General features: G+C 69.2%; 19 protein-coding genes and 1 tRNA gene. 10 read left to right on the plus strand and 10 right to left on the minus strand.

From position 1 onward, the window contains the following. Positions 1 to 25 precede the first annotated feature (25 nt). Positions 26 to 241 (plus strand): DUF4287 domain-containing protein, encoded by a 216-nt coding sequence (locus B9S58_RS22105; protein WP_103533826.1) that lies wholly within the window; start codon positions 26 to 28, stop codon positions 239 to 241. On the opposite strand, the gene B9S58_RS22110 is transcribed toward B9S58_RS22105, so the two are convergent. Both B9S58_RS22110 and B9S58_RS22115 read right to left on the minus strand, forming a co-directional pair. Then, entirely contained in the window at positions 242 to 1,222 is a 981-nt protein-coding gene (locus B9S58_RS22110) for a sigma-70 family RNA polymerase sigma factor (protein ID WP_103533827.1), read from the minus strand. Between the two features lie 230 nt (positions 1,223 to 1,452). Beyond that, a tRNA-Gly gene (locus B9S58_RS22115) sits at positions 1,453 to 1,523 on the minus strand. 524 nt (positions 1,524 to 2,047) lie between these two features. Between B9S58_RS22115 and dcd the strand changes: the two genes are divergently transcribed. Both dcd and B9S58_RS22125 read left to right on the plus strand, forming a co-directional pair. Next, positions 2,048 to 2,623, plus strand: a complete 576-nt coding sequence (dcd, locus tag B9S58_RS22120; protein ID WP_007452873.1) for a dCTP deaminase — start codon at positions 2,048 to 2,050, stop codon at positions 2,621 to 2,623. Positions 2,624 to 2,629: 6 nt separating this feature from the next. Beyond that, positions 2,630 to 3,130, plus strand: coding sequence for a phosphoribosyltransferase (locus tag B9S58_RS22125; protein ID WP_103533828.1), 501 nt, complete (start codon positions 2,630 to 2,632; stop codon positions 3,128 to 3,130). A gap of 138 nt (positions 3,131 to 3,268) precedes the next feature. Here the strand turns inward: B9S58_RS22125 and B9S58_RS22130 are convergent, their stop codons facing one another. The 4 genes from B9S58_RS22130 to B9S58_RS22145 form a co-directional block, all read right to left on the minus strand. Then, positions 3,269 to 4,228, minus strand: a complete 960-nt coding sequence (locus B9S58_RS22130; protein WP_103533829.1) for a Yip1 family protein — start codon at positions 4,226 to 4,228, stop codon at positions 3,269 to 3,271. 128 nt (positions 4,229 to 4,356) lie between these two features. Beyond that, positions 4,357 to 5,526 carry a VCBS repeat-containing protein gene (locus tag B9S58_RS22135; protein ID WP_103533830.1) on the minus strand — a complete coding sequence of 390 codons (1,170 nt, stop codon included), beginning with the start codon at positions 5,524 to 5,526 and terminating at the stop codon, positions 4,357 to 4,359. Positions 5,527 to 5,774: 248 nt separating this feature from the next. Then, entirely contained in the window at positions 5,775 to 8,042 is a 2,268-nt protein-coding gene (locus B9S58_RS22140; protein WP_103533831.1) for a (Fe-S)-binding protein, read from the minus strand. Positions 8,043 to 8,137: 95 nt separating this feature from the next. Continuing rightward, positions 8,138 to 8,791, minus strand: a complete 654-nt coding sequence (locus tag B9S58_RS22145) for a sugar transferase (RefSeq protein WP_103533832.1) — start codon at positions 8,789 to 8,791, stop codon at positions 8,138 to 8,140. A gap of 690 nt (positions 8,792 to 9,481) precedes the next feature. Between B9S58_RS22145 and dnaK the strand changes: the two genes are divergently transcribed. From dnaK to B9S58_RS22165, 4 genes are all read left to right on the plus strand, one after another. Further along, positions 9,482 to 11,335: a molecular chaperone DnaK gene (dnaK, locus tag B9S58_RS22150; RefSeq protein WP_103533833.1), complete on the plus strand. Its 1,854-nt coding sequence runs from the start codon at positions 9,482 to 9,484 to the stop codon at positions 11,333 to 11,335. Further along, positions 11,332 to 11,982, plus strand: coding sequence for a nucleotide exchange factor GrpE (gene grpE, locus B9S58_RS22155; protein ID WP_103533834.1), 651 nt, complete (start codon positions 11,332 to 11,334; stop codon positions 11,980 to 11,982). Before dnaK ends, grpE begins: the two co-directional genes overlap by 4 nt. Positions 11,983 to 12,078: 96 nt before the next feature. Continuing rightward, a complete protein-coding gene (gene dnaJ / locus B9S58_RS22160) occupies positions 12,079 to 13,272 on the plus strand; it encodes a molecular chaperone DnaJ (RefSeq protein ID WP_103533835.1) in 1,194 nt (397 codons plus the stop codon). Between the two features lies 1 nt (position 13,273). Continuing rightward, positions 13,274 to 13,720, plus strand: coding sequence for a heat shock protein transcriptional repressor HspR (locus tag B9S58_RS22165; protein WP_103533836.1), 447 nt, complete (start codon positions 13,274 to 13,276; stop codon positions 13,718 to 13,720). Between the two features lie 73 nt (positions 13,721 to 13,793). Here the strand turns inward: B9S58_RS22165 and B9S58_RS22170 are convergent, their stop codons facing one another. After that, a complete protein-coding gene (locus B9S58_RS22170; protein WP_374935702.1) occupies positions 13,794 to 14,222 on the minus strand; it encodes a hypothetical protein in 429 nt (142 codons plus the stop codon). A gap of 295 nt (positions 14,223 to 14,517) precedes the next feature. Then, a complete protein-coding gene (locus B9S58_RS22175; RefSeq protein ID WP_103533837.1) occupies positions 14,518 to 15,363 on the minus strand; it encodes a helix-turn-helix transcriptional regulator in 846 nt (281 codons plus the stop codon). Positions 15,364 to 15,813: 450 nt separating this feature from the next. Between B9S58_RS22175 and B9S58_RS22185 the strand changes: the two genes are divergently transcribed. Next, a complete protein-coding gene (locus B9S58_RS22185; RefSeq protein ID WP_003967571.1) occupies positions 15,814 to 16,134 on the plus strand; it encodes a hypothetical protein in 321 nt (106 codons plus the stop codon). A 121-nt stretch (positions 16,135 to 16,255) separates the two neighbouring features. Here B9S58_RS22185 and B9S58_RS22190 read toward each other — a convergent pair whose 3' ends face one another. After that, positions 16,256 to 16,657, minus strand: a complete 402-nt coding sequence (locus tag B9S58_RS22190; protein WP_103533839.1) for a pyridoxamine 5'-phosphate oxidase family protein — start codon at positions 16,655 to 16,657, stop codon at positions 16,256 to 16,258. Positions 16,658 to 16,861: 204 nt separating this feature from the next. Between B9S58_RS22190 and clpB the strand changes: the two genes are divergently transcribed. After that, on the plus strand, positions 16,862 to 19,492 hold the full coding sequence (gene clpB, locus B9S58_RS22195) for an ATP-dependent chaperone ClpB (protein ID WP_103533840.1): 2,631 nt from the start codon (positions 16,862 to 16,864) through the stop codon (positions 19,490 to 19,492). Positions 19,493 to 19,617: 125 nt separating this feature from the next. Beyond that, complete coding sequence (locus tag B9S58_RS22200; RefSeq protein ID WP_103533841.1) at positions 19,618 to 20,163, plus strand: YbjN domain-containing protein; 546 nt, start codon at positions 19,618 to 19,620, stop codon at positions 20,161 to 20,163. A 184-nt stretch (positions 20,164 to 20,347) separates the two neighbouring features. Here B9S58_RS22200 and B9S58_RS22205 read toward each other — a convergent pair whose 3' ends face one another. Then, positions 20,348 to 21,490, minus strand: a complete 1,143-nt coding sequence (locus tag B9S58_RS22205) for a pyridoxal phosphate-dependent aminotransferase (protein WP_258044878.1) — start codon at positions 21,488 to 21,490, stop codon at positions 20,348 to 20,350. Positions 21,491 to 21,552 lie beyond the last annotated feature (62 nt).

A 21,552-nucleotide genomic window follows, 5' to 3' on the forward strand; every position in this document is an offset into this window, starting at 1 on the left:
GATCACAATCCGAAACGGAGCATCCATGACCGACAACGCCGTGAAGGGCCCTGCCAGCTATTTCCCGTCTATCGAGAAGAAGTATGGCCGTCCGATCGCCGAGTGGAAGGGCCTCATTCGTTCCTCCTCGCTGACGAAGCACATGGATCTGGTCGGCTGGCTCAAGTCCGAGCACGGACTCGGCCACGGCCATGCGAATGCCCTCGTCGCCCACACTCTCGCCGAGGACAGCGCCAAGTGATCAGGTCGGGACGTCGAGGCATGCTTCACCGCTCAGGTATCCCGGCAGGCCGAACAGAGGGAAGAGGAGCGCGGTGTCACGGAATGCCGTGATGCTCTCGATGCGGTCGCCGGAGGAATCGAGGACTTGGAGAGCCCAGGGCTCGTAGCCGGTCCCGTCCGTACGGGGCCGGTACTGGCCGAAGGCGGGGGAGCCGTTCGCCACGGTCGGGAGAAGTCGTGATCCGCGGCAGCCGATGGCTGGTCCGGTCAGCCAGGATTCGATGTCGGCCACTCCCTGCATCCACTTCGCGTACGGCGGAAGGGACAGTGTGGCGTCGACGTGGAGCAGCAATCCCAGCTCCTCCATGTCGTACCGGGAGAACGCCGTGGCGTACCGCTCGGCCAGGACCTGCTGGGTGCCACCGGACGCCGGGAGGCCGAGTTCGTCGGCCCTGCCGCGGCGGTCGGCCAGAGTGGCGCGGGCCCGCTGGAGAGCGCTGTTGGCGGAGGCGAGGGTGCAGCCGTGCAGGTCGGCGACCTCGCGGGCCGAGAAGCCGAGGACATCCCGCAGGAGCAACGTGGCTCGCTGCTTGGGCGGCAGGTGCTGGAGCGCGGCGACGAACGCCAGCCGCACCGACTCGCCTGTCATCGCGGAGGCCGCCGGATCGCCACCGGGCAGGGGGTCGATCCACAGCGCACTGTCCGCCGGTACGCCTGGGGATGCGGCACCGTCCGACGGCCCGGACAGGTCCATCGGCAGCGCCCGCCGCCTCCCGGCAGCCAGGGCGTCCAGACACACGTTGGTGGCGATGCGGTACACCCATGAGCGCAGGGACGACCTGCCCGCGAACTGCCCGGCGTTCTGCCAGGCTCGGACGAGGGTCTGCTGAGCGGCATCCTCGGCTTCTGCGTACGACCCCAGCATGCGATAGCAGTAGCGAACCAACTCGCCTCGGTACGCATCAAGTTCCAGCACTGTCGCCCGCGCCTTGTCACCCATGTTGCTCCCCCCCACTCCCGAACGCGCGCCACCTCAGCATGTGGCCAGGCGTGCCCATCCGACGCGCATAACGATAGAGCTGCGGGCAGGTGCGGCGATCCTGAGGGCGGACAAAGAGCGACCGCGAGTGCCGCGAAAAGGGGTCAGGTGGTGCGGAGGTGGTGCAAGGCGCTTAGGAAGGTTTAGACAACGACGAAACCCCAGGCCGATGACCTGGGGGTTCGTGGAAGAGCGGGTGACGAGAATCGAACTCGCGCTCTGAGCTTGGGAAGCTCATGTTCTACCATTAAACTACACCCGCGAAGCGTGCCGATCACCGGCGCTGCATCGTTCCACACTCTACCTCATGTCAGGCCCCCGGCGGATGAGCCGTGGGTCCTCCGTGTCGTGTGCCTGGTGGGATGGGGAGGGTGTACGGGGGTGTGATGGCCGGGAGTTGGGGGCGTAGCGTGGGCGATCGGAGCGCCGCGTGGAGCGGCGTCCTGTTCATCCCCTAATGTGGCTTTCTCGTCCATATGTGGTTGGGGAAGGGACTTGATGGAGTCGATGGAGCGCACCGTCGTCCGTTGTGCCGAAGGGCACGTTTTCGCTACCTCGTCGTTCCCGATGCAGCAGCTCGGGGCCGGCCGGATCGGGCCGGGGCGGTTGATCCGGTGTCCTCGGTGTGCCCGGTTGCGGCAGGCCGTGCCGGTGGCGTTCGGGCAGCGGTAGGAAGCAGCGGCAGGCGGCAGGGTGAGGTCGTAGGCAGTCGGGGCGGAGGGTGTTCGGCAGGCGCGCGGGTGGTCCGGTTGGGGCGGGCTCGCGCGTTCTGCGTATCCTCGGGACGTGCTTCTCTCAGACAAGGACATCCGGGCCGAGATCGACACCGGCCGAGTCCGTATTGATCCGTACGACCCTTCGATGGTGCAGCCGTCGAGCATCGACGTGCGGCTGGACCGCTACTTCCGGGTGTTCGAGAACCACCGGTACCCGCATATCGATCCGGCCGTCGAACAGCCCGATCTGACCCGCACGGTCGAGCCGGAGGGCGACGAGGCGTTCATCCTGCACCCCGGGGAGTTCGTTCTGGCGTCCACGTACGAGGTGATCTCGCTCCCCGACGATCTGGCCTCTCGGCTGGAGGGCAAGAGCTCGCTCGGGCGGCTCGGTCTGGTGACGCACTCGACGGCCGGGTTCATCGACCCCGGGTTCTCCGGGCACGTGACCCTGGAGCTGTCGAATCTCGCGACCCTGCCGATAAAGCTCTGGCCAGGCATGAAGATCGGGCAGCTGTGCCTGTTCAAGCTGACCTCGTCCTCCGAGTTCCCGTACGGATCCGAGCGGTACGAGTCGCGGTACCAGGGGCAGCGGGGGCCGACGGCCTCGCGGTCGTTCCAGAACTTCCATCGGACCCAGGTGTGATCAACCATGGCTGGTGACGTGCGGGAGAACCTTACGTACGAGGGCTTCGGGCGGGCGGTGCGCGAGCTGGCGCAGGCCGTCGCCGACGACGGGTACGAGCCCGATGTCGTGCTGAGCATCGCGCGCGGTGGCGTGTTCGTCGCGGGCGGGCTCGCCTACGCACTGGACTGCAAGAACATCCATCTGGTCAATGTGGAGTTCTACACGGGCGTCGGGACCACCCTGGAGATGCCCGTCATGCTGGCGCCCGTGCCCAACGCGATCGACTTCTCTCAGAAGAAGGTCCTGATCGCCGACGACGTCGCCGACACCGGCAAGACGCTCAAACTCGTCCACGACTTCTGCGTCGACCATGTCGCCGAGGTGCGCAGCGCCGTCATCTACGAGAAGTCCCACTCCCTCGTGAAGTGCGAGTACGTGTGGAAGAAGACCGATCAGTGGATCAACTTCCCGTGGAGCGTGGAGAAGCCCGTGGTGCGGCGGGACGGGCAGGTTCTCGACGCGTAGGGGCCCCGTTGCCCAAGTGGCCCATGTTGCCCATGTGCCCATGTGCCCACGTGCCCACGTGCCCTTGTACGTTGAGAAGGCCCCCGGAACTCAAGGTGCGTTCTGCGCTTCGGGGGCCTTTTCGTGCGTACGGGGCTTTCAGATCGTGCCCAGCTTGATGATCGACAGCAGCGCGATCAGCTGGATCGCCGATGCCCCCAGCGCCTTCGGCCACGGCAGGTCGTGCGACTTGCTGACCATCGACGTGAACAGCGCCCCGGCCGCCAGCCAGGTCAGCCAGCCCACGATCTGGACCAGGGAGTTCTCGCCGCCCAGGAAGAGGGCGAAGAGCAGCCGCGGGGCGTCGGTCATCGACATGATCAGCATCGACAGGCCCACCGTCGGCTGCCACGAGCCCGTGCCGCCGAGCTGGCGGGCCAGGGTGTGGGTCACCGCGCCGAGGACCAGGCCGCCGACGACGAAGCCGACGCCGGTGAACAGGACGTACGGGATGGCCGTCGAGATCGTCGCGTTGATCGCTTCTTCGCGCGCCTGGTCGAAGCCGAACAGCGCGAGCAGGCCGTAGACGAAGGTGACGACCAGCGCCGGGCCCCAGACCGGGTAGTCCCGCATCTGCCAGAACGTCGGCCCCGGGCGCGTCACGATGCCGGTCAGCAGTTCCTTCCAGCGCAGTCGCGGGCCCGCCGGCTGGGCGGGGGCGGCACCGGCGCGGTAGGTGTTGCCGTCGCCGTAGGGGTCCTCGTCGACGCGGAACGCCTGCGTGTGCCCCGGGTTGTTGGCGTACGGGTCGTGGGGCGCGGGGTCCGAGTACGGGTCGCCGAAGTACTCCGGTTCGCCGTGGCCCTGGCCGCTGCGTCCATGGTGTCCGCCCTGACCGCCGTGTCCCGCATAACCGCCGGTGTTGTACGGGGCGCCCTGCGGGGCTCCGTACGGCGGTGGCGCCGCGCCGTTGCCGGGGCCTCCCGCCGTCGGCCACGGCTGAGCACCGTACGGCGGCTGTGGTGCCTGCCCTCCGTACGGCTGCTGCTGTTGCCGCTGCTGCTGCGGTTGTTGCGGGGTGCGGTTGTCCCGGCCGCGTCCGATCCTGAATCCAGCCACCCGTCGAACGTACCTGGTCTCCGGGGGTGGGAAGTGGGGGCCGGGGGAACCCGTCGGCCATTGCGGCCGACCTGTGACATCCCCTAAGGGCTCCCCGGGGCCCCGGGGAGAGGGAGCTCAGGGGGAGTTCAGGGAAGGAACAGCGCCGTGGAGAAGGTGAGTACCGGCTCGCCCGTGTTACCCGCCGCATAGAGGGCGATCAGGTCCTGCCGCTCGCCCCGGTACGTCCGCACCACCGTGTCCGGCTTCTTGTCGCCGTCGTAGTCGCCGTGGTCCAGGAGGAGGGTGCGGGTGCGGGCGGTGGTGGTGAGCGGGGCCTCGGGGAGGTGCTCCGCCCTGAACGCGTAGGTGCCGCCCGGCCGCGCCGGGCCCTTCGCGGAGCCGAGCAGCAGCGTTCCCTCGGCCGCCTGCCCGGGGGCGTGCGGGCGGGTGGCGGCGACGAGGTCGTCGTAACCGTCCCCGTCGGTGTCGGCCTTGGGCTCGGGGGCGTAGAGGTACGGGCCGCCGTCGGGCAGCAGTTCCGCACTGCGCGGGGCTCCGGTGCGGCTGAAGGGGCCGTGCAGGAAGGTGACCTGGCCCGCGCTGGCGGTGACCGCGAGGTCGGTCCTGCCGTCGCCGTCGAAGTCGCCGCAGACCGGCTGCTCGGGCCACTCGTTGCCGAACCGGGCCTGCTGCGGGATGCGTACGGTGGCCGCCTTGCCGGTGAGGCCGGCCGGGGAGCCGAAGAGGATCTGGAGGGGCACGGGCGGGGCGCCGATGCCGTTGTACGGGGGATCGGTGGAGACGACCAGGTCGGTGAAGCCGTCCCGGTCCAGGTCGCAGGCCGTCTCGGCGTCGAACGCGACGGGCAGGGTGTCCCCGGACTTCGCCGCGTTCGCCCGGGCACTCAGCAGCTGCCGGGCGGCCGGGTCCAGGGGGCGGTCGGCGGAGCCGTACACGATGCCGATGCCCGCGTCGTCGCCGTGGCTGTTCTCGGGGGCCTTCACCAGGTCGTCGATGACCAGGTCGCGGTGGCCGTCGCCGTTGAAGTCGTACGGGACACGGCTGCCGGTGCCGCGCGGGACGGGGATGCGCGCCGTGCCCGCCCAGGACCGGGCCTGCGCCTTCGGCGGGGTGTCGCCGTTCTTGCCGTCGGACGTGGAGGAGGACGGGGGCGAGGACGGGGACGACGGTCCGTCGGCGGCCGAGGGGCTTCCACAGCCCGCGAGTGCGAGCAGCAGGCCCGCGCAGCCCGCGGCGAGGGCAGCCGTCGCCCTGGTGGTGACCGCTGCCTTCGGGTGCGTGATGCGTGGGCGCACGGGGCCTCGTTCGTCGCTCGTTCGTGTTCGTCGTGTGCTGTCCGCCGTCTGCCGGCGAGCGGTTTCCGACCCGTACCGGGTTTCTCCGGGGCACATAATGCTCCAGATACGGCGTCGCGTACATGCCCCGGCTCACATGCGGCCGCCGTCACTCCCGGGCCGGGGAGCTCGGCGTGGGCCGCGCACGGAAAAGCGGCCGGACCTGCCCCCGAGGCAGGTCCGGCCGCTCATCGCGCTGACGCGTTACGTCACTTTGCCGGTTCGGGCTCCGGCGCGTCCACCTGCTCCGCCTCGCCCGCCGGATCGGCCGGGGTCTTCACCGACTCCAGGAGGAGCTGCGAGACGTCCACGACCTGGATGGACTCCTTGGCCTGGCCGTCGTTCTTCTTGCCGTTGACCGAGTCGGTCAGCATGACGAGGCAGAACGGGCAGGCGGTGGAGACGATGTCCGGGTTGAGGGCGAGGGCCTCGTCGACGCGCTCGTTGTTGACGCGCTTGCCGATCCGCTCCTCCATCCACATCCGGGCACCACCGGCGCCGCAGCAGAAGCCGCGCTCCTTGTGGCGGTGCATCTCCTCGTTCCGCAGCCCCGGGACCTTCGCGATGATCTCGCGCGGCGGGGTGTAGATCTTGTTGTGCCGGCCCAGGTAGCAGGGGTCGTGGTACGTGATCAGGCCCTCGACCGGGGTCACCGGGATCAGCTTGCCCTCGTCGATGAGGTGCTGGAGCAGCTGCGTGTGGTGGATGACCTCGTACTCGCCGCCGAGCTGCGGGTACTCGTTCGCGATCGTGTTGAAGCAGTGCGGGCAGGTCGCGACGATCTTCTTCGACGACTTGGGCTTCTTCGTCGTCGTGTCGTCATCGTCCTCGCCGTACGCCATGTTCAGCATCGCGACGTTCTCCTGGCCGAGCTGCTGGAACAGCGGCTCGTTGCCCAGGCGGCGGGCGGAGTCACCGGTGCACTTCTCGTCGCCGCCCATGATCGCGAACTTGACGCCCGCGATGTGCAGCAGTTCCGCGAAGGCCTTCGTGGTCTTCTTGGCCCGGTCCTCCAGGGCGCCCGCGCAGCCGACCCAGTACAGGTAGTCGACCTCGGTGAGGTCCTCGACGTCCTTCCCGACGATCGGGACCTCGAAGTCGACCTCCTTGGTCCACTCCACGCGCGCCTTCTTGGCCAGCCCCCAGGGGTTGCCCTTCTTCTCCAGGTTCTTGAGCATCGTGCCCGCCTCGGACGGGAACGAGGACTCGATCATCACCTGGTAGCGGCGCATGTCGACGATGTGGTCGATGTGCTCGATGTCGACCGGGCACTGCTCGACGCAGGCACCGCAGGTGGTGCAGGACCACAGGACGTCCGGGTCGATGACGCCGTTCTCCTCGGCGGTACCGATGAGGGGGCGCTCGGCCTCGGCGAGTGCGGCCGCGGGGACGTCCTTGAGCTGCTCCTCTGTGGCCTTCTCGTTGCCCTCCATGTCCTTGCCGCCGCCAGCCAGGAGGTACGGGGCCTTGGCGTGCGCGTGGTCGCGCAGCGACATGATCAGGAGCTTGGGGGAGAGCGGCTTGCCGGTGTTCCAGGCGGGGCACTGGGACTGGCAGCGGCCGCACTCGGTGCAGGTGGAGAAGTCGAGGATGCCCTTCCAGGAGAACTGCTCGACCTGGGAGACGCCGAAGACGGCATCCTCGGCCGGGTCCTCCCAGTCGATCTCCTTGCCGCCCGACGTCATCGGCTGGAGCGCGCCGAGCGCGACGTCGCCGTCGGCGTTCCGCTTGAACCAGATGTTCGGGAAGCCGAGGAAGCGGTGCCAGGCGACACCCATGTTGGTGTTCAGCCCGACCGTGATCGCCCAGACCATCGTCGTACCGAGCTTGATCATCGCGAAGAGGTAGACCAGGTTCTGCAGCGTTTCGACGCTCAGCCCCTTGAAGGCCAGCACCAGGGGGTACGAGGCGAAGTACGCGGGCCCGTAGCTGTCCACGTGGTGCAGCGCGCCTTCAAGGCCGCGGAGCAGCATGATCGCGGCGCCGATGATCAGGATGATCGCCTCGACGAAGTACGCCTGGCCCATCTTCGAACCGGTGAAGCGCGACTTGCGGCCCGCCCGCGAGGGCAGGTTCAGCTGGCGGATCGCGATCAGGACGAGGATGCCGAGGGTCGTGCCGAGTGCGATGAACTCGATGTAGACCTCGTACGGCAGGAAGGTGCCGATGTACGGCAGTACCCAGTCGGCCTTGAACAGCTGGCCGTACGCCGTGACGATCGTCAGGCCCAGGGTCAGGAAGCCGACCGCGACGAACCAGTGGGCGACGCCCACGATTCCCCAGCGGTTCATGCGGGTATGGCCGACGAACTCCTTGATCAAGGTGATCGTCCGCTGCTTGGGGTCGTCGGTGCGGCTGCCTGCGGGTACCGACTGTCCGAGACGGACGAAGCGGTAGATCTGCGCGACGGCTCGGGTGATGAGCGCAACGCCGACGACCGTCAGCACCAGCGACACAATGATCGCGGCGAGTTGCATTTCGGGGCTCCTCGGGCCTGCGAGAGCGGGATCCAGTTACTACTGCCCACTACTACTAAGCAGTAACTTAATTAGTCTGTGCTGACACTATCCACTTATTCCACCGTGCTGTAGCCGGGGCGTCGGTGATCTGCGTCGCTCAGGTGCGCCTTGGTTCGACGGGCCTTCCGGAGCCGCGTCCGCAGGGGATTGCCCGCGGCTTCGGCGAGGATCGCCAGGTCGAGCACCACTCCATGGTGCTCTGCGTAGTGCTGGTCCAGCAGGGCGGGGTCGTCCCACGGCATGTCGGAGCGGGCGCGTACCTGCGCGAGACCGGTCAGGCCCGGCCGTAGTTCCTGCCGCCACTGCCGGGCGCCCGGCCCCCCGGCCCGCGGGTCGCCCGGGGCCAGGGGGACGGGTCCGACCAGGGACAGATCGCCGCGGACGACATGGTGCAGCCGGGAGAACAGGTCCAGCCGGAGCCTCCGGGTGCGCAGGGTCCGCAGTTCGAAGACCCGGCCGCCCAGGCCGGTCCTGGGCCGGCGGTCCCAGGCACCGCCCGGGGTGCGCCGCGCGGCCAAGGCGAGGGCCGCCACGGCGACGGCGGGGGCGGTCAGGACCAGCAGGGCGGTGCCGAGGGCCAGGTCCAGGGTCCGTTCGGCCCTCGTGCGCGGGGTGAAGCGGTCCGCCAGTCGCCCGGCCCGGTCGGTGAGGCCGGCCAGGCGTGCCGCGGGGCGCGAGGGGAAGTGGCTCCTTGCCGTCCCTGTCACTGCCGGGTGGGGGCGCGGGTGGCGCGGCTCCTCCTCGTGCGGATTCCTGTGCGGATCCCCGTGCGGGTGCTCGTGTGGAGATGGGCTGGGCGTCTCCGTCCCGTACGCCTCCCTCCCGTACGCCTCCGGGCTGCGCGGCTCCGGACGGGGCCGGGGCGGTCGGTCCGGCCGGGCCTGCTGGGTCTGCAGGGCCTGCTGGGTCTGCGGGGCTTGCGGAGCCTGCTGGTCTCCGCGGTTCTTCCGGTGATTCCTCTGGTTCTTCTGGCTTCTCTGGTTCTGCCGATCCTTCCGATCCTTCCGGCCCTTCAGACTCTTCTGGCTCTTCTGGTTCTTCTGCCGTACGCGCGGCTTCCTCGCGTTCTGCATCGCGCCCGCCCGGGGTTCGAGGTTCGATGGTGTGACGATCCACGGTGAAACCTGCCGGTCGAGGGTGATTGTGACCGTCTCGCGGCATTTTGTGACAGAACGATCCCATGGTGGGGTGCTGGGGCGGGCGGTGTACGAGGGGTCGCGAGGGGTGTGGCGTGCGTGGGTGTGGTCGTGGGGCGGCGCAGGCGGGTCCGACGAGGGCCGAGTGTGCTCTATGTGGCACTTAAGTTGAGCGTAAGCGACTCAGGTCTGTTGACTCCGGGGCCGGCGTCGTGCATTCTTGAGTCAGATCCACTCAAGTAGTCAGTTGGAGGAATTGAAATGGCACGTGCGGTCGGCATCGACCTGGGCACGACTAACTCCGTCGTCAGCGTTCTCGAAGGCGGCGAGCCCACCGTCATCACCAACGCCGAAGGCGCCAGGACCACGCCGTCCGTCGTCGCCTTCGCCAAGAACGGCGAGGTGCTCGTCGGCGAGGTCGCGAAGCGCCAGGCGGTCACCAACGTCGACAGGACCATCCGCTCCGTCAAGCGCCACATGGGCACTGACTGGAAGATCGACCTGGACGGCAAGAGCTTCAACCCGCAGCAGATGAGCGCGTTCATCCTGCAGAAGCTGAAGCGCGACGCCGAGTCCTACCTGGGCGAGAAGGTGGCCGACGCGGTCATCACCGTCCCGGCGTACTTCAACGACTCCGAGCGTCAGGCGACCAAGGAGGCCGGTGAGATCGCGGGTCTGAACGTCCTGCGCATCGTCAACGAGCCGACCGCCGCCGCCCTGGCGTACGGCCTGGACAAGGACGACCAGACGATCCTCGTCTTCGACCTCGGTGGCGGCACCTTCGACGTGTCGCTCCTGGAGATCGGTGACGGCGTCGTCGAGGTGAAGGCCACCAACGGTGACAACCACCTCGGTGGTGACGACTGGGACCAGCGTGTCGTCGACTACCTGGTGAAGCAGTTCGCCAACGGGAACGGCGTGGACCTGTCCAAGGACAAGATGGCTCTCCAGCGTCTCCGCGAGGCGGCGGAGAAGGCGAAGATCGAGCTGTCGTCCTCGACCGAGACCACGATCAACCTGCCCTACATCACGGCGTCCGCCGAGGGCCCGCTGCACCTGGACGAGAAGCTCACGCGCTCGCAGTTCCAGCAGCTGACCGCGGACCTCCTGGACCGCTGCAAGACCCCGTTCCACAACGTCATCAAGGACGCGGGCATCCAGCTCTCCGAGATCGACCACGTCGTTCTCGTCGGTGGCTCCACCCGTATGCCGGCCGTCGCCGAGCTCGTCAAGGAGCTGACCGGTGGCCAGGACGCCAACAAGGGTGTGAACCCGGACGAGGTCGTCGCCATCGGCGCCTCGCTCCAGGCCGGTGTCCTCAAGGGTGAGGTCAAGGACGTCCTGCTCCTCGACGTCACCCCGCTGTCCCTCGGTATCGAGACCAAGGGAGGGATCATGACCAAGCTCATCGAGCGGAACACCACGATCCCGACCAAGCGCTCCGAGATCTTCACGACGGCCGAGGACAACCAGCCCTCCGTGCAGATCCAGGTCTACCAGGGCGAGCGCGAGATCGCCGCGTACAACAAGAAGCTCGGAATGTTCGAGCTGACCGGTCTGCCGCCGGCCCCGCGCGGTGTGCCGCAGATCGAGGTCGCCTTCGACATCGACGCCAACGGCATCATGCACGTCGCCGCCAAGGACCTCGGCACCGGCAAGGAGCAGAAGATGACCGTCACCGGCGGCTCCTCGCTGCCGAAGGACGAGGTCAACCGGATGCGCGAAGAGGCCGAGAAGTACGCCGACGAGGACCACGCCCGCCGCGAGGCCGCCGAGTCGCGCAACCAGGGCGAGCAGCTCGTCTACCAGACGGAGAAGTTCCTCAAGGACAACGAGGACAAGGTTCCCGCTGACGTGAAGACGGAGGTGGAGACCGCTGTCGGCGAGCTGAAGGAGAAGCTCAAGGGCGAGGACTCCGCCGAGATCCGCACGGCCACCGAGAAGGTCGCGGCCGTCTCCCAGAAGCTGGGCCAGGCGATGTACGCCAACGCCCAGGCCGAGGGCGCGACCCCCGGCGCCGAGGCCCCGGGCGGCGCTCAGGCCAAGGCCGATGACGATGTCGTCGACGCCGAGATCGTGGACGACGAGAAGGACACCAAGGGCGGTGCGGCGTGACCGAGGAGACTCCGGGCTTCGAGGAGAAGCCCGATGTCCCCTCCGGCGCCACCCCTGATGACGCCGAGCCGAAGGCCGCCGACCCCTCCGAGGAGGAGGCGGCGGCCCCGGCCGGGGACACCGACCCGACCGTCGGTCTGACCGCACAGCTGGACCAGGTACGCACCGCGCTCGGCGAGCGCACTGCGGACCTCCAGCGGCTCCAGGCCGAATACCAGAACTACCGTCGCCGCGTCGAGCGGGACCGGGTCACGGTCAAGGAGATCGCTGTCGCGAACCTCCTGTCCGAGCTCCTGCCCGTGCTCGACGACGTCGGCCGCGCGCGGGAACACGGCGAGCTGGTCGGTGGCTTCAAGTCGGTGGCCGAATCGATGGAGACCATCGTCGCGAAGCTGGGCCTCCAGCAGTTCGGCAAGGAGGGCGAGCCCTTCGACCCGACGATCCACGAGGCCCTGATGCACAGCTACGCGCCGGACGTCACCGAGACGACCTGCGTGGCGATCCTGCAGCCGGGGTATCGCATCGGCGAGCGCACCATCCGCCCCGCGCGGGTGGCTGTCGCCGAGCCGCAGCCGGGCGCCACGCCCGCCGCGGCCAAGGAAGAGAAGACTGACGACGAGGAGAGCGGTGGCACCGAGGAGGTCTGACGGCAACGCGTCTGATCACCACGGTGCACACCGACCGGCCCGGCGGCCGGCCCACGGGCCGGCCGCTCGGCCGATCGTCCGGAAGGAGGGACGTCGATGAGCACGAAGGACTTCGTCGAGAAGGACTACTACAAGGTCCTCGGCGTCCCCAAGGACGCCACCGACGCCGAGGTCAAGAAGGCGTACCGGAAGCTCGCCCGCGAGTTCCACCCGGACGCCAACAAGGGTGACGCCAAGGCGGAGGAGCGCTTCAAGGAGATCTCCGAGGCGAACGACATCCTCGGTGACCCCAAGAAGCGCAAGGAGTACGACGAGGCGCGCGCCCTCTTCGGCAACGGCGGCTTCCGGCCCGGCCCCGGTGGTGCGGGCGGCAACTTCAACTTCGACCTGGGCGACCTCTTCGGCGGGGGCGCCCCGGGCGGCGGACAGGGCGGTGCGGGCGGCGGCTTCGGCGGCGGCGGGGGCGGTCTCGGCGACGTCTTCGGCGGGCTGTTCAACCGAGGCGGCGCGGGCACCCGCGTCCAGCCGAAGCGCGGCCAGGACATCGAGTCCGAGGTGACGCTCAGCTTCACCGAGGCGGTCGACGGGGCCACGGTCCCGCTGCGGATGTCCAGCCAGGCGCCCTGCAAGGCGTGTTCCGGCACCGGCGACAAGAACGGCACCCCCAGGGTCTGCCCGACCTGTGTCGGCACCGGCCAGGTCTCGCGCGGCAGCGGCGGCGGCTTCTCGCTCACCGACCCCTGTGTGGACTGCAAGGGCCGGGGCCTCATCGCCCAGGACCCCTGCGACGTCTGCAAGGGCAGCGGCCGGGCGAAGTCGGCGCGCACCATGCAGGTGAGGATCCCGGCGGGCGTCTCCGACGGCCAGCGGATCCGGCTGCGCGGGAAGGGCGGTGCGGGCGAACGCGGCGGTCCGGCCGGCGACCTCTACGTCGTCGTCCACGTCGACGCCCACCCGGTCTTCGGCCGCAAGGGCGACAACCTCACGGTCACCGTGCCCGTCACCTATCCGGAGGCGACGCTCGGCGGCGAGGTCAAGGTCCCCACCCTCGGCGGCCCCCCGGTCACCCTGAAGCTCCCCCCCGGCACCTCCAACGGGCGTACGATGCGCGCCCGGGGCAAGGGCGCGGTGCGTAAGGACGGCACCCGCGGCGACCTGTTGGTCACCGTGGAGGTCGCGGTCCCCAGGGACCTGGGCCAGGAGGCCAGGGACGCCCTGGAGGCCTACCGGAAGGCGACCGCGGACGAGGACCCGCGGGCGGAACTGTTCCAGGCTGCGAAGGGAGCTTGAGATGGATGGCCGTCGACGCAATCCGTACCAGCTGACCGATGAGACCCCGGTGTACGTGATCTCGATCGCGGCCCAGCTCTCCGGTCTCCATCCGCAGACCTTGCGCCAGTACGACCGTCTCGGCCTGGTCTCCCCGGACCGTACGGCCGGGCGCGGCCGACGCTACTCGGCCCGCGACATCGAGCTGCTGCGCACCGTGCAGCAGCTGTCGCAGGACGAGGGCATCAACCTCGCGGGCATCAAGCGGATCATCGAGCTGGAGAACCAGGTGGCCGCGCTCCAGCAGCGCGTCGCCGAGCTCTCGGCGGCGGTGGACGGCGCGGCGGTCGCCATGCAGCAGCGCGAGGCCCAGGTGCACGCCTCGTACCGCCGGGACCTGGTGCCGTACCAGGACGTGCAGCAGACCAGCGCGCTGGTGGTCTGGCGGCCGAAGCCGAAGCGGCCTTAAGGGCCTGTCCTCGCGTTACGGGGCCGGGAGAGCGTTCGTCCGCTCTCCCGGCCCCTTCGCGCGCACCCCGGGTCTACGGCAGGGCGGTGCTGATCGCGTCGACCGCCATCATCCACATCGGCTGGCCGCCGGTGCCGAACGCGGCGGCCAGCGCGCAGCCGACCGCCGCGTCGGCCGGCTCGACGACGACCCCGTCCCGCCACGCGGCGATGACCCGCCGGTCGCCGTCCGAGGAGAAGTCCCCGATGTGCTTTCCGTCGCGGGTCAGCCGGCTGCTCGGGATCGAGTCGGGGACGAGTCGGTAGGACGTACCCGCACAGCGGACGTCGACCTGGTAGGAGCGGCGGCGGAGTTTCCCCTTGCCGGGTGCGATCGTCGTCTCCCGGCCGTCCACCGTGAGCGTGAGCCGGCGGGGGTCGCGGGTGCCGGTGACGATGTGGTCGTCGATCTCCGCGCCGGGGGCGCGGGTGAGGACGACGCGAGGGATTCTCTCGCCGCTCACGACGAGCATCTCGCCTTACTCGCCCGTGAGTTCGACCAGAATGTCCCCGTGGTGGTCGTCCTCGACGGCGGTGGGTATGGGGGCGGTGTCGGTCATCTGGGCTTAGTGGTCGTTCTGTTGCGCGGAGGGAGGCCGTCAGGTCGGTCAGGACTGACGTACGCCATTCTCGCAGGGACGCGACGGTGAGGAGGCGGGCGATGCCGACTCGGACGGCGGTGACGGGGGAGTCCGGTGCGGCCCGGTGCCGGTTCCTGGTCGGCGGGACGGCTGGTGCCCGCAGAACTTCGTGGCGCGGTCAGGAATCCGCTTCCAGGATTCCCGACCGCGCGATCAGGTATCCGAGTTGGGCTCGGCTGGTGCTGCCGAGCGTGGTGTTCATCTTGGCGATGTGTGCCCGGCAGGTCCGGACGTTCATGCCGAGGCGACGGGCGATCGAGTCATCGACGTGACCCGCTACGAGGAGCTGGGCGATGGATCGCTGGACGCCGCTTATTCCTGCTGGAGTGGGGTCGTAGAGGACCTCCTCCAGGAGTGGGGTAGCGCGCTGCCAGAGCTGCTCGAAGACCCTGATGAGGTAGGAGACGAGCCCCGGGTGCCGAAGCTCCAGAGCGACGGTCCGGTCGTCCTGGGCGGGTATGAACGCGACGGTGCGGTCGAAGATGAGCATGCGCTCGACCAGTTCCTCGAGGGTGCGGATCTCGACCCCTTCGGCGAGACGCTCCGCGTAGGCGAACGTGCCCTGGTGGTGTCGCACGGTGTGCTGGTAGAGGGTACGGATCCCGACGCCCCGGTCGACCACGGCCTTGCCACGTTCGAGCCCCTTGCTGAGGATGTCCTCACTGCGGCCGCCCCCGGGCTGGACGGTGAGTACCTCGTAGTGGCATTCGGCGGTGGCCACGTCGATGGCGGCGTTGATGCGTGTGCTGCCCTCCAGCACGGTGATGGCGTGGGTGGTGGGGGGATCCTGGGCGCTGATATCCATGAAGGGTTCGAAGGACTCGGTCAGGTCCAGGGAATGCCGTCTGCGCTCCTGGATTTCGCGCTCTATGGGATGCAGTCGCTGCGCGAGGGCGGCGGAGGGCGGCACCGGGCGGAGCCAGGCGGGGTCGTCGGGATCCGGGTGGAGCAGGGCGAAGTCCATCAGGCACGGGGCTGGTTCGGCGTCGGCGCGAGGTATGCGGCCGGATCGCAAGGCATGGGCGTAGAGGCGCTGTCCCGCATCGCATAGTTCGGTGATGCCGTGAGGATGTGCCGCTTTTGACTCGCTTGTGGCCATATCTCCACCCCCCATGTTCCTGAACCTACAGGAACATGATGCATCGACCCAGTGGTGTTCGCGTGCCCAGGTGGGACATCGTCTTGGTGCGGGGGAGATGAATCCATCAAGTGAGGACGAAGCCGAAATGTATAAGCGAATGCTTCGCTCGGTGCTTGCCACTGCGTTCGTAGCGACCTTGGCCTTCGGGGTCCTGTCCGGACAGGGGGCCGAGGACATTACTTGGGGCGCCCCGGCGGCCGAATCGGCGCCGACGGCGCAGGCGGCTGTGCCCGGCGATATCACCTGGGGCGTCGGTTCGGCCCGTACGGTCGCATGAGTACCCCGCCGGACGACCGCACCTTCCGGCGCGAGATGGCAACCGCCTATCGCTCAGGGTGGCATTTCATCGATCTGCTCACGGCCCTCCCCCGCCGTGGCGACTCGTTGATGGTCACCCTGTTCGGAGAGCCGATCGTCGTGGTGATGGAAGAGGACGAGGATGTCCGCGCCTATCGCTGTCTGCGCCGGCCCCGCGGTGCGCCGCAGCCGGTCCGCTGTGCCGTCAGGTACGGCATGATCTTCGTCAATCTCGATCAGCGGGACCACGAGCTGTTCGACGCAGAACCCCTTTCCGCCACCCCCCGCAGTGCCTGAGCGATTCCCCCGTCGTCACCCATCGCTCCGGCGCTTCCCCCACACAGCGGCGCCACCGTGACCTGAACACGGTGGTGCCGTTGTGCTGTTCCCGTCCGGAGGGGCGGGTGTCCAGGGGTGGTCAGGCCTTGCCGAGCGCCCGGTCGAGGGTGATCTCGATGACGACCCGGGTCGGGTTGATCCGTGGGGCGCGGCCGTAGCGCTCCTCGTGGCGGGCCTCCGCGTCCGCGACGGCCTCCGGTTCGGTGCGGATGACCGCGCGGCCCTCCAGGGTCGCCCAGCGGGCCCGGTCGGTCTGGCAGACGGCCACGCGTGCCCCGCCGGGGCCGGCGGCGCGGATGTGGGCGACCTTGCGGCTGCCCCCGTCGGTGATCACGCGCGCCACCCCGGCCTCCGGGTCGTACGTCACGCACACCGGCACCACGTGTGGCGTGCCGTCGGGGCGGGGGGTCGTCAGGGTGGACAGGTGGCTCTCGCGCCAGAACGCGACGTATGCGGGAGCGGGATCGTGTACGTCTGCCATGGGGGCAGCGTACGAGCACCGTCGCGGAGGGCGCGCACCGCGTCACGCGTACGAGCGCCGTCGCCGAGGGCCCGCAGCGCGTGCGCGTATCGCCTTGAGTGGAATAGACTCAACTTTGTGCAGGTTGATTAAGTCAACACATGGCTATTGGGCCAACACAGGGCTGACGCATGACTCACCAGCTGCGAGGAGGAGTATCCACACGTGGACGCCGAGCTGACCAACAAGAGCCGGGACGCCATCAACGCGGCGACCGGCAGGGCCGTGAAGGACGGGCACCCCGACCTCACCCCGGGGCATCTGCTGCTCGCGCTGCTGGAGGGTGAGGGCCGACAGGCAAGCGCGAACATCGTCGACCTGCTCGCCGCCGTCGAGGCCGATCAGGCCGCCGTGCGGGGCGAGACCGAGCGGCTGCTCGGGACCCTGCCGAGTGTCACCGGTTCCACCGTGGCCCCGCCGCAGCCCAACCGTGAGCTGCTCGCCGTCATCCAGGACGCCGCCCAGCGGGCGAAGGAACTGGGCGACGACTACATCTCCACCGAGCACCTGCTGATCGGCATCGCCGCCAAGGGCGGCCGTGCCGGTGAGATCCTCGACGGGCAGGGCGCCGGTGCCAAGAAGCTGCTGGCCGCATTCGAGACGAGCAGGGGAGGGCGCCGGGTGACCACACCCGACCCGGAGGGTCAGTACAAGGCCCTGGAGAAGTTCGGCACCGACTTCACGGCCGCCGCGCGCGAGGGCAAGCTGGACCCGGTTATCGGCCGGGACCAGGAGATCCGCCGCGTCGTGCAGGTGCTGTCCCGCCGGACGAAGAACAACCCCGTCCTCATCGGTGAGCCCGGTGTCGGCAAGACCGCCGTCGTCGAGGGGCTCGCCCAGCGCATCGTCAAGGGTGACGTTCCCGAGAGCCTGAAGAACAAGCGGCTCGTCTCGCTGGACCTCGGCGCCATGGTCGCGGGTGCGAAGTACCGCGGTGAGTTCGAGGAGCGTCTGAAGGCCGTCCTCTCCGAGATCAAGGAGAGCGACGGCCGCGTCATCACGTTCATCGACGAGCTGCACACCGTCGTCGGCGCGGGCGCGGGCGGCGACTCCGCCATGGACGCGGGCAACATGCTCAAGCCGATGCTGGCCCGCGGTGAGCTGCGGATGGTCGGCGCGACGACGCTCGACGAGTACCGCGAGCGCATCGAGAAGGACCCCGCCCTGGAGCGGCGTTTCCAGCAGGTGCTGGTCGCCGAGCCCTCCGTCGAGGACACCATCGCCATCCTGCGCGGGCTCAAGGGCCGGTACGAGGCCCACCACAAGGTCCAGATCGCGGACTCGGCGCTGGTGGCCGCCGCCACCCTCTCCGACCGTTACATCACCTCCCGCTTCCTCCCCGACAAGGCCATCGACCTCGTCGACGAGGCCGCCTCCCGGCTCCGTATGGAGATCGACTCCTCGCCCCTGGAGATCGACGAACTCCAGCGCTCCGTCGACCGGTTGCGCATGGAGGAGCTGGCGCTCAAGAACGAGTCCGACCCCGCCTCCAGGCAGCGCCTGGAGAAGCTGCGCCGCGACCTAGCCGACAAGGAGGAGGAGCTGCGCGGCCTCAACGCCCGCTGGGAGAAGGAGAAGCAGGGGCTCAACCGGGTCGGTGAGCTCAAGGAGCGCCTCGACGACCTGCGGGGACTGGCCGAACGCGCCCAGCGCGAAGGCGACTTCGACGCCGCCTCCAAGCTGCTGTACGGGGAGATCCCCGGCCTGGAACGGGAGCTGGAGGAGGCCGCCGAGGCGGAGCAGGAGGCCTCCAAGGACACCATGGTCAAGGAGGAGGTCGGCCCGGACGACATCGCGGACGTCGTCGGCGCCTGGACCGGCATCCCGGCCGGCCGGCTGCTGGAAGGTGAGACGCAGAAGCTGCTGCGGATGGAGTCCGAGCTGGGCAAGCGGCTGATCGGGCAGAGTCAGGCCGTGCAGGCCGTCTCCGACGCCGTACGCCGGACCAGGGCCGGGATCGCGGACCCCGACCGGCCCACCGGATCGTTTCTCTTCCTCGGGCCCACCGGCGTCGGCAAGACCGAGCTGGCCAAGGCGCTCGCGGACTTCCTGTTCGACGACGAGCGGGCCATGATCCGTATCGACATGAGCGAGTACGGCGAGAAGCACAGCGTCGCCCGCCTGGTCGGGGCCCCGCCCGGTTACGTCGGTTACGAGGAGGGCGGTCAGCTCACCGAGGCCGTCCGCCGCCGCCCGTACAGCGTCGTGCTCCTGGACGAGGTGGAGAAGGCCCATCCCGAGGTCTTCGACATCCTGCTCCAGGTCCTCGACGACGGCCGGCTCACCGACGGGCAGGGCCGCACGGTCGACTTCCGCAACACCATCCTCGTCCTCACCTCCAACCTCGGCTCCCAGTTCCTGATGGACCCCCTGGTCAAGCCCGAGGCCAAGAAGCAGCAGGTGCTGGACGTGGTGCGGGCCTCCTTCAAGCCGGAGTTCATCAACCGGCTCGACGACCTGGTGGTCTTCTCCGCCCTGTCCGGCGACGAACTCGCGCACATCGCCGGCCTGCAGATCGACCGGCTGGCAGCCCGGCTGGCCGAGCGGCGGCTCACCCTGGAGGTCTCGCCCGAGGCGCTGACCTGGCTCGCCGAGGAGGGCAACGACCCGGCGTACGGGGCGCGGCCGCTGCGCCGGCTCATCCAGACGGCGATCGGCGACCGGCTCGCCAAGGAGATCCTGTCCGGCGAGGTCCGCGACGGCGACACCGTACGGGTGGACCGGGCCGAGGGCGGGCTGATCGTCGGCCCCGCTTCGTCACCGCAGGCCAGTGGCGGTCACACACACGGTGAGTGACCGCCCGGCGGGCCCCGTCCCCACGCGCTGTCTGTCAGCTTGTGGCGGATCGGGGCCGCCAGGGCTTGCCATGCCCCGCCCGCCATGGGAGAGGATGGCCGCAATCGTCACGAAGGGAAATAACGGTGAGCATCGATCCGTCCTCGATTCCTAATTTCGGGGGCCAGCCCGAACCGCAGGCGGCAGGACCGGAGGGCCCCGTCGTCCCTGACCAGGACCTCGTCAAGCAGCTCCTCGACCAGATGGAGCTGAAGTACGTCGTCGACGACGAGGGCGACCTCGCGGCTCCGTGGGAGGAGTTCCGGACGTACTTCATGTTCCGGGGCGAGGACGAGCAGCAGGTCTTCTCGGTCCGTACGTTCTACGACCGCCCCCACGCGCTCGACCAGCGTCCGGTCCTGCTGGACGCCATCGACGACTGGAACCGCCGCACCCTGTGGCCCAAGGTCTACACCCACGCCCACGAGGGCGAGGAGGGCGAGGCGGGTACTGTCCGGCTGATCGGTGAGGCGCAGATGCTCATCGGCACCGGCGTCAGCCTGGAGCACTTCGTCTCCTCGACGGTGAGCTGGGTGCGCGCCTCGATCGAGTTCGACAAGTGGCTCGTCGAGCGCCTCGGCATCCAGCCCGCCGAGGGCGAGAAGGACGGCGAGGAGCCCGCGGGCGCCTGACGCCCCCGGCCCACGGCAGCGGCCCGGGAGACGGTCATCACGACCGTCTCCCGGGCCGTCCGCCGTTGCGGCACCGTTCCGGGAGACGGGATTCCGCTGGTACCGGCCCCCTTCGCATCCGCCGGTGATCCTGCTCGGACCGCTCACGGACCGGAAGAGGGAAGGGCCGCCAGGCCGGTGGCCGTCACAGCCGCGCCAGCCGCTCCACCGCCTCCTCCAGGACGTCGTCCTTCTTGCAGAAGGTGAAGCGGACCTGGCTGCGGCCCGCCTCCGAGTCGTCGTAGAAGGCCGAGTTCGGCACCGCCGCCACCCCGCAGCGTTCGGGAAGCGCGCGGCAGAAGGCGCCCGCGTCCTCGTCGCCGAACGGGGAGATGTCGGTGGTGATGAAGTACGTCCCCGCCGGCTCGTACACCCGGAAGCCCGCGGCGCGCAGTCCCTTCGCCAGCAGGTCCCGCTTGCGGCGCATGCCCTCCCGGAAGTCGGTGAAGAAGGCGTCGGGCAGGGCCAGCGCCTCGGCGATCGCGTACTGGAACGGGCCCCCGCTCACGAAGGTCAGATACTGCTTCGCCGCGCGCACGGCCGCCACCAGCGGCGCTTCTCCGGTGACCCAGCCGACCTTCCATCCGGTGAACGAGAAGGTCTTGCCGGCGGATGAGATGGAGACGGTGCGCTCACGCATGCCGGGAAGGGCCGCGATGGGGCGATGCGCGCCCTCATAGACCAGGTGCTCGTACACCTCGTCGGTAACAACGAGCAGGTCGTGCTCGACGGCGAGTGCGGCAATGGCGTCCTGCTCTTCGGCGGAGAGGACCATCCCGGTCGGGTTGTGCGGGGTGTTGATGAGCAGGAGGCGGGTCTGCGGAGTGATCTTGGCCCGGAGCTCGTCCAGGTCCGGGCGGAAGGACGGGGCGCGCAGAGTGAGCGGCACGCGCTTCGCGCCGGCCATGGCGATACAGGCGGCGTAGGAGTCGTAGAAGGGTTCGAAGGCGATCACCTCGTCGCCAGGTTCCAGGAGTGCCAGCATGGTGGCGGCAATGGCCTCGGTGGCGCCGGCAGTGACCAGGACCTCGGTGTCGGGGTCGAAGGGGAGACCGTAGAAGCGCTGCTGGTGCTCGGAGATCGCAGCGCGCAGTTCCGGAACCCCCGGGCCGGGTGGGTACTGGTTTCCCTTCCCGTCCCGCAAGGCGCGGACGGCGGCCTCGCGGATCTCCTCGGGGCCGTCGGTGTCGGGGAAGCCCTGACCCAGGTTGATCGCGCCCGTCGCGGTGGCCAGTGCCGACATCTCCGCGAAGATCGTTGTCCCGAGCCCGTCCAGCCTTCGGTTCATCAGTGGCCTGGTACGCACGTCTCCACCGTCCTCACTCGTGTCCTCGTCGATACTCCGGGGGC

Source organism: Streptomyces sp. SM11, from assembly GCF_002910905.1.
Classification (GTDB): Bacteria; Actinomycetota; Actinomycetes; order Streptomycetales; family Streptomycetaceae; genus Streptomyces.